The organism is Methylobacterium sp. WL6, assembly GCF_008040095.1.
Lineage (GTDB): Bacteria > Pseudomonadota > Alphaproteobacteria > Rhizobiales > Beijerinckiaceae > Methylobacterium.
Genome location: NZ_VRVH01000278.1, coordinates 1 through 5,943, shown reverse-complemented (window position 1 = coordinate 5,943; position 5,943 = coordinate 1). Strand labels below are relative to the sequence as shown.

Annotated in this window: 10 protein-coding genes; 6 read left to right on the top strand and 4 right to left on the bottom strand. The window is 63.3% G+C overall.

Going from position 1 to position 5,943, the window contains the following annotated elements; genetic code table 11:
* Positions 1–2 precede the first annotated feature (2 nt).
* From FV230_RS23375 to FV230_RS23365, 3 genes are read right to left on the bottom strand one after another with little or no spacing between them, the layout of a single operon-like run.
* Positions 3–413, bottom strand: coding sequence for a penicillin-binding protein (locus FV230_RS23375; protein WP_147844101.1), 411 nt, complete (start codon positions 411–413; stop codon positions 3–5).
* Positions 413–613, bottom strand: a complete 201-nt coding sequence (locus FV230_RS23370) for a hypothetical protein (protein ID WP_147844100.1) — start codon at positions 611–613, stop codon at positions 413–415. The genes FV230_RS23375 and FV230_RS23370 overlap by 1 nt, the downstream gene beginning before the upstream one ends.
* Entirely contained in the window at positions 598–945 is a 348-nt protein-coding gene (locus tag FV230_RS23365; RefSeq protein WP_246694970.1) for a hypothetical protein, read from the bottom strand. Before FV230_RS23365 ends, FV230_RS23370 begins: the two co-directional genes overlap by 16 nt.
* A 116-nt stretch (positions 946–1,061) precedes the next feature.
* On the opposite strand from FV230_RS23365, the gene FV230_RS23360 reads away from it, so the two are divergent.
* The 6 genes from FV230_RS23360 (at position 1,062) to FV230_RS23330 (ending at position 5,518) form a co-directional block, all read left to right on the top strand.
* Positions 1,062–1,271, top strand: coding sequence for a helix-turn-helix transcriptional regulator (locus tag FV230_RS23360; RefSeq protein ID WP_147844102.1), 210 nt, complete (start codon positions 1,062–1,064; stop codon positions 1,269–1,271).
* Positions 1,268–1,480, top strand: a complete 213-nt coding sequence (locus FV230_RS23355) for a hypothetical protein (RefSeq protein ID WP_147844099.1) — start codon at positions 1,268–1,270, stop codon at positions 1,478–1,480. Before FV230_RS23360 ends, FV230_RS23355 begins: the two co-directional genes overlap by 4 nt.
* Before the next feature lie 320 nt (positions 1,481–1,800).
* Entirely contained in the window at positions 1,801–2,106 is a 306-nt protein-coding gene (locus FV230_RS23350) for a hypothetical protein (protein WP_147844098.1), read from the top strand.
* 359 nt (positions 2,107–2,465) lie between these two features.
* On the top strand, positions 2,466–2,831 hold the full coding sequence (locus tag FV230_RS23345) for a hypothetical protein (protein WP_147844097.1): 366 nt from the start codon (positions 2,466–2,468) through the stop codon (positions 2,829–2,831).
* Between the two features lie 503 nt (positions 2,832–3,334).
* Positions 3,335–3,577 carry a hypothetical protein gene (locus FV230_RS23335; protein ID WP_147844095.1) on the top strand — a complete coding sequence of 81 codons (243 nt, stop codon included), beginning with the start codon at positions 3,335–3,337 and terminating at the stop codon, positions 3,575–3,577.
* 1,386 nt (positions 3,578–4,963) lie between these two features.
* Complete coding sequence (locus tag FV230_RS23330; RefSeq protein WP_147844094.1) at positions 4,964–5,518, top strand: PAS domain-containing protein; 555 nt, start codon at positions 4,964–4,966, stop codon at positions 5,516–5,518.
* Between the two features lie 40 nt (positions 5,519–5,558).
* Here the strand turns inward: FV230_RS23330 and FV230_RS23325 are convergent, their stop codons facing one another.
* Positions 5,559–5,762: a hypothetical protein gene (locus FV230_RS23325; protein ID WP_246694969.1), complete on the bottom strand. Its 204-nt coding sequence runs from the start codon at positions 5,760–5,762 to the stop codon at positions 5,559–5,561.
* Between the last annotated feature and the right edge of the window lie 181 nt (positions 5,763–5,943).

Sequence of the window (5,943 nt, the reverse complement as noted above, 5' to 3'; positions counted from 1 at the left end):
GGTTAGGTCGGCCAGGGCGGCAGCACGGCACCCGGCTGGGCGAACACCTTGCGGAGCCGGCGGCGGGCAGCTCGGCGGGCGCCTGCGCTACCGGCCCGCTCGCCCTGCGCCGTGTGATAGGCGGCCAGCGCCGTGGCGGTCTCGGGCGTAGTCGGCGTCAGGGCGTAGAGGTCGAGGCGGGCCAGCCGGCGCACATGGGCCAGGGAAGCCCGGTAGGCGCTCCAACCGGCGGGCATCGGCAACCCTGCGTCGGCGAGATCGGCCGCGACACGGCCCGAGGCGGAATAGACAGCATCGGCTTTCTCGGCCCAGCGGATCGCCGGCAGCACACGGTCGGAGGCCATGGCCGGCACCCGCGAGGACACGAGGACGAGGAAGGCGCCGAGGACGCCACGGCGGGAGAGGTTTGCCATCAGCGCGTCTCGCTCAGTTCGGCGGCGACGAGGCGCCAGCGGCGGGCGTTGCCGAGCGCCCAGGCATGGGCCTCGCGCTGATCGGTCTCGCCGGCCGCGATCCGGTGCCGGTAAGAGGCCGCGAGGCGCAGGCAGAGCGCGTGATCCTGCCGGGCGTGCAGCAGGCGGACGGCGGGAGAGCGGATCAGGTCGGAGGCCATCGGTCCGACCTCAGTGCGCACGGTAGGCGCGGGAAGCCTTCGGCGGCCCAGGCGCCCCTGAGGGCGTAGGACATGCACACGCCCCAGGCGTCGCCGGTCACTTCCATGCGGGCCTGAGCCGAACGGATGGCAGCACGCATGATGGCGGAGCGGTCGAAGGAGCCGTCGCGGTGGACCAGCGGGGCGACGGTGCGGGCGAAGCGCTTGGCGCTCTCGGTCGAGGCGACGACGGCGGCCTTCGTGGTGATGAAGGCGCGGCGGGCGTCTGCGGTCAGGCGGGGGTCGGCGCTGCGGCTGATGTGCGAGGCAGGGATGAGGTTGGCGTAGCGCATCGGGGCGATCCGTGTTGCGAGCGTCGCATTGCGTTGGTACACTGTACCTATCGCAGCGTTGGTACGCTGTCAACGCGCGTTTGGACAAAAAACCAATGAATCCGGCTCAGATGCGGATGGCCCGAGCGGCCCTTGGGTGGGGCGTTCGCGAATTGGCTGAAAAAGCTGGCGTCACTGCCAACACTGTGACCCGCATTGAGAATGGGTCCGACGCAAAGCGATCAACCCTCGACGCTATCCGCTCAAGCTTTGAAATGGCTGGGATCGAATTCATCCCCGAGAACGGCGGAGGCGCTGGTATTCGGTTCCGGGAGCGGAAGGCATGACCGCCGCGTCGGACCGCCTATCCGAAGTCTGCCGCCTCGCCGGCCTCCTCGCCGATCAGGTGCTGGACGCGCAGATCATGAGTCGGCCAGTCCCGGAGCAACATATCCGGGCGCTACTCAGCGCCGCCTTCCTACTGGACGAGCACGGCCTTCCGCTTCCTTCGCTGCTGCAGCAGATCGTTCATGGGGCGAAACGCGGAGCCGACTGATGCCAGGGGCCTTCAAGCATGCTGGTCTGATGAAGATCTGCAGGTGTACCCACGCCGAAGCGAACACGATCCCGTGGCATAGGAAGCGGGTAAAGTTCTCTTGGGACTGACAGGTGGTGGATCGTTGACGCCGCGATAACCGCTTGAGGCCCTCTTGCCCCCAAGCCGGGCTCAGGACCGGTTCACTGGTGAGATGGGCGAAGCACCCGTCGCCCCGTGATCAGATCGGGGGACAGGCCCGCCTCACCTGATCGCCGGATGAGTCGGATACCGACAAATTGAATTGCCGTCCTCACCGGCGCTTCATAGAAGCCCGCGCCATGGAAAAAGCGCATCGTATTCCTTCCGCACAACTCACGATCATGGAGCGCATAGCTTCAATCCTAGGAGAGTCGGTCAGCGAGTTTTTTGGAGTAAACACCTCAGAGAAGCTTGCAGAAACGATAGCTCTCGTGAAGGCATTTACAGCTTTGATTGATCCAGAGGCGCGAGCTAGATGTCTTGATTTCGCCTCTCGTGAATTGGAGCAGCAAGATCAATCTGTGCATGGGTCGTCGCCGACCTCTCAGCAGAGCGCAGCTACCCGAACCGCGACCTCCTGCAATGTCAATTACGTATCTGGATGATCGGCTATGATCGCCATCCTCACCATGCGCTAACCGCCGCATGAGGACATAGCCATAGCAGGGCATCAGGTTTGTGGAGGGGAAGACGCCGAAGAGGGCGGTAGAATGAAGGGTAAGCTGCGGCCGAGCCAGCATTACCGGCTGACGCTGCTGGCGCGCGGACCACGCCCTGCGAAGGGGGATCAGGAAATCCCTGGGCTGATGAGGATGGGTTTCGTCGAGCCGATAGGAGCCACTTCCGCTGAGGGATCGCGAGAGTGGGCGATCACTGACGCGGGCCGAGCGGCATTACTGATCCGCGACACCAATCATTAACCACCTGCCGCCACCGTGCTCGCGTCCAGCCAACAGGTGCCGTCGTGAACCGAGCGTACCCGATCAGCGTCGATGATCCTGCTGCGGACTGCCCGGTCGCCATAGAGGTGCTGGGGCGGCTCATGGGCGCTGAAGCCGAGACGCTGCCCAGCCTGTTGGAAGGTATTCCCGAGGCCACCCGCGCCCGGCTGGCGGTCTACCTCTACGGCCGTAGCCACACCCACGAACTCGGCATCCGCATCGCCGCAACCTGCGAAAGGCGCGCTCTACAAGGAGCGCCAGGTCTCGTCGGAGATGCGCTGCATGACCTGTCACGCAAACCCTACGCTCCGACATCGTTCGGCACGCGTTCGGTGTCGTCGAAGGGGATCAGCCTGGGTGGGTCGCACCGGGTAGGCGCACGGGCTTAGGGCTCCCCCCATCCAACACGGTCACATACCCGAAACACGATCGTCCAACCGAAGCCATAGGGCTCCGGTATCGAGGCGTGTCCCTCCCATCGAAGCAGACTGTTCGCATGACGCTCAGCGACCTGGACAAGCCCGCCGATCTGACGATCTGGCCGCGGGGTATGTCTCCCCGTAGGCAGGAGGGACATGAGTTTCGAACACTGCGCGAAGCCCTGACGGTTGCGATCGACGCGCTCCGAGATCCGAGAGCGCTACCATGGATCGTGACGGAGGAAGGCCACGTCCTCTCGCCCGACTGGATCGCTGCCAATGGGCCCGCAGCGCGCACTCACTAAAACGCTGTCTAAGCGGGGATGGCTATCCGAGGTGCCCGGCTGCGCATTCCACGCGCTTACGGGTCCACGATCGAACGGATCGAAACGAGCTTGAGCTTGGTTCTTCCATTCTCCGGTCGACCGACGGGAGAAGGCTGTCGCTTCTGGCGGCACGCGAGGAGAACCATCTTGCGCTCATCCATCATCGCCGCCGCCCTGTTCGCCGCGCTCGGCGCAGCGTCACTCTCCACGTCCGCCTCCGCTGCACCCATGGGCCCGTCCGCCGCTGTGGCCGCACCCGCCGAGCTGGTGACGAATGTCCGCATGGAGCGCCGGATGATGCATCGTCGTATGATGCGCCGGCCGATGATGCGCCACCACATGATGCGTCGCGGTGGTGGCCGGACCATTGGGACGAAGAAGGGGCTCTAACTCCCAGGCTCTGAGCCCCCCTCCCCCCTGCATTATCCTCAGATCGCCCGGCAGCTGCCGCCGGGGATTTTTCCGTACCCACGGCCTTCGCTCCAGTACTGCTGGCACATGGATCGCTTACGGCCACGGCGTGGGGCACTTCCGTTTCACGCTCATTCCTACCCGAGTCGCACTTAGCCCCGCCGGCATCCGCCGCGCGGGGCTCTTTCGTTCTCCGTTAACTAGCTCGCGTTACGCCCCGGCTCTCCAAGGGGTTCCTCTGGCCCCGACATCACTTGAGCCCGACCGGCAGCTGTCGCGGCGGGCTTTTTCGTGCCTGCACCCTACCGACCGGCCTCCCGTACCGGCGCCCCAAAAGGCCGCTCCAGGCGGTCCCGCCGGAAGGTCTGATTCCCGTACCAGATCCAGGTTTCGCCGATCGCCTCGACGCGGCGCGCGTTGATCATCAGCGCCCTGCGGTAGTCGACGCGGATCCCACAGCGTAGCCCGGCTTCGGGCTGTTGCCATCGACTCGAGGCTGAACCTGATGCGAGGCCTTAAAGCGTGCCCCTTTCAGCGGCAACGGTTCGCACCCATGGGCTACCATTGATAAGGTGACCATCGGGCACCTCTCGTCCGATTTGCAGTTACAATGCTCTTGCCGGTCCTTATGGGCGGCCTGTGTGATCATGCATTCTGTGCCAACATAAATTACTATTTCGATGCCGCATGAACGGCAGAAATCTTTCACGACGCGCATGGTTTCCTGTTCACACCCAGAAAAAACGATGGGCGATTTTCCTATAAAGCCCGACACGCGGCAAACCGTTCCAGAGGATATTCGTCTCCATATCCTCGAAATCGCCTGATTTGCACGATCGCCGGCTAAACATATGATAAAAGATTACTTAGTGGCCGCGAGTGCTGCGCAGCTTCTATCATTTGTGAAGCTAAGCAAGTGCTCTCGCCGGATGTGGGCCGGCGGGGAGGGGCGCGGGCGCACCGGCGCAATGCGGCGCCTAGGCTTCATCGAGCCAGGAGGTTTCCGCGATTACGCGCAGCGCCTGCAGAGCTTGCTTGCGACCCTCTATTGTCTTGATCTTCGACCAAAGGCTCAAGCATTCTCCAGCGGTAAGGGCTCCATCTACAAACGATTCGCAGGCAAAAAATCGCTCGGAGGGAATGCCGAGGGCTCGAGCTAGATTGTCCAGCATCGCCCGATGCGTTTCGCGGGAGCTTGTCATTACGAGACACATACCCGACGAAGAAGATTGTTCTCTCTCATATCACATTTTTTAGCCGGCACATTAGTCCATTTGTACTAGTATGGTTTTGAGTATGTGGCGGCTGCCCTAGTGTCATTAATGCGCGTTAGCGCCCCAAACGCCTTGAAGCTGGGGGAACGGTATGATTTTCGTCACGAACGCTGAGGGGGAGGTGACCTACGTCAGCCCAGAATGGTGCGCGTTCACAGGGAGAGACGAAGCTTCGGGTGCGGGTCATGGCTGGTTGAATTCTGTACACCCGGAGGATCGGGAGATCGCGATCAGCTTCCTCAGCAGCGTCCATGCTGAGCAGATGGAGTACACGTTCCGCCACCGGCTCCGTCGGGCCGACGGGAGTTACGCCTGGGTCGTCGGCGGAGCGATACCGTCATTCGGCCCCCCAGGACGCACCTTCCTCGGGTATTTGGGGTCGCTGACCGAAATCGCTTCAAGTGGTTCTGAACCCTTCACCGCCTACGGAACGCTCGCGCGCTTTGTCCCGCCTCCGGGGCATCCGGCTACGAATCCAAGGTCTGTGTTGGAACTCGTCGCTGACCATTTGCTGATGGCACATGGGCTCATCGAGCAGGACCACGCCAGGGAAATGCTGCCGGTGCTGCGGCAGGCCCTGATGACGGCCGGCAGGCTTCTGGCTCGGAACATATCTGGGGCCGATCAGAGTGGTCGTTTTCACTGACCCGGGCAGGCATATCTGCTGCAAACCCTCCAGAAATCGTTCAACCTTGCCGTGCCTGCCGATTGACGAGCACGTCGGCGAACGGCTTCGAAAGCACGTGGCGACCCCACGCCTCGTAGATCTCCACCGTCCAGGACGACCAATCGCGCGGCGTTGCGCCGAGCATCAGGTCCAGCGCGACGCGCTCCGCGTGCGCGCGCATCAGCGCCCACGTCGGCAGCCGCTTGCCCTGGAGGTCGGCCACGAGCTCGTGCCCGTCTGTGCAGTGGGAAGCGGTAAAGCGGTGTCGGCATTGGCCTTCTACCCCGCCCTCCACGCCATCTCACCGCTGCGCGCGTGGCCATCGTCGCCATGGTTGAACCGTCGTAACGCATGCTGCTTGTTCCTGATCCGTTCTTGCCGGATCTAGACCCGCGATGCCCCCC